This window comes from Oceanobacillus jeddahensis, assembly GCF_000750635.1.
GTDB classification, from domain to species: Bacteria; Bacillota; Bacilli; order Bacillales; family Amphibacillaceae; genus Oceanobacillus; species Oceanobacillus jeddahense.
Genome location: NZ_CCDM010000012.1, coordinates 1 through 1366, shown reverse-complemented (window position 1 = coordinate 1366; position 1366 = coordinate 1). Strand labels below are relative to the sequence as shown.

Annotated in this window: 2 protein-coding genes; both read left to right on the top strand. The window is 40.9% G+C overall.

Features of this window, described 5'->3' with window-relative positions; genetic code table 11:
- The first annotated feature begins 316 nt into the window (after positions 1–316).
- Positions 317–1081: an ABC transporter ATP-binding protein gene (locus tag BN986_RS25580; protein WP_040985656.1), complete on the top strand. Its 765-nt coding sequence runs from the start codon at positions 317–319 to the stop codon at positions 1079–1081.
- The coding region (locus BN986_RS25575) for an FtsX-like permease family protein (RefSeq protein WP_040985654.1) at positions 1056–1366 on the top strand (311 nt) is incomplete at its 3' end. The genes BN986_RS25580 and BN986_RS25575, both read left to right, overlap by 26 nt.

The following is a 1366-nucleotide window of genomic DNA, read 5'->3' as shown; positions in this document are numbered from 1 at the left end:
AGGCTAATTCAGTGGGAGAATGAAGGAAGCAGACTAAGTTCGCGACGTCCTGGGGTTGGGGCTGCGATTACTCACCCCATCGAAAACCGTTGTCGCAACGTCTGCACTAGCACATCCTGGGACTGGGACTGCGATTACTCATCCCATCGTAAAGAGTTGTGCGCCCGTAAAACTCCCACTGAATGAAGTTTCGTTTTATTATGTGTGGACTTACCTTACAACGATGTAAGATAATTGAAAGGAATTTCGATAGTTTCTTCCTTAAGAACAACGATATACTAAGGTCAAATCAAATGATAAGGAAGGAAGTATTTTCATGTTGAAAGTAAGACAAGTCAGTAAAGTATACGAAGGGAAAATTTCCTATCGTGCATTGTCGGACATTGATTTAACTGTAGAAGATAATGAATTTGTAGGAATTATGGGACCTTCAGGAAGCGGTAAAACAACATTATTAAATATGATTGCTACGATTGATGAACCGACGACAGGAGAAATCTTAATTAATGGAAAGGATCCGCATCGTCTCAAAAAGGAAAAGCTAGCTCAATTCCGCAGACGGGAATTAGGATTTGTTTTTCAGGATTTTAACCTGCTCCATACATTGACGGTAGAAGAAAATATGGTGCTGCCTCTGACGCTTGACGGGAAAAAAGTAAGTGAAATGAAGAAAAAGGCAAAGGGAATTGCGGAAAAGTTAGGAATAACGGATATTATGGATAAACGAACGTATGAAATTTCCGGCGGTCAGGCTCAGAGAGCGGCAGTTGCCCGGGCAATGATTCATACGCCGAAGCTGCTCCTGGCGGATGAACCAACAGGAAATCTGGATTCAAAGTCATCCAAAGATGTAATGGAAATGCTGGAATCCATTAATGAAAAGGAAAAAACAACCATGCTTTTGGTGACGCATGATCCACAGGCTGCAAGTTATTGTAATCGTGTCGTATTTATCCGGGACGGGAAGTTTTATTCGGAAATTCATCGGGGCAATAATCGGCAGGCTTTTTTCCAAAAGATTATCGACACACTCTCATTAATGGGAGGGGATTCCAATGACTTTTCGTCAGTTCGCGTTTAATAATGTTATTCGGAATAAACGATTATATGCTGCGTATTTTTTGACCAGCCTGTTTACTGTAATGGTATTTTTTACTTTCTCTATTTTCGCTTCTCATCCGCAGCTGACAGGAAATAATATGGACTCTTATGTCAGCTTCGGAATGAATGTTGCCGCAGGGATTATCTATGTGTTTTCTTTTTTCTTTGTGCTTTATTCGATGAGTTCATTCTTACAGTCGCGGAAAAGAGAATTCGGCTTATTGATGATCCAGGGAATGAGCATGAAACAAATCCGCTCCATGGT

Excerpts from the sequence above, each read along its gene's own strand:
- BN986_RS25580 (WP_040985656.1), top strand. The coding sequence starts at position 317 with ATGTTGAAAGTAAGACAAGTCAGTAAAGTATACGAAGGGAAAATTTCC.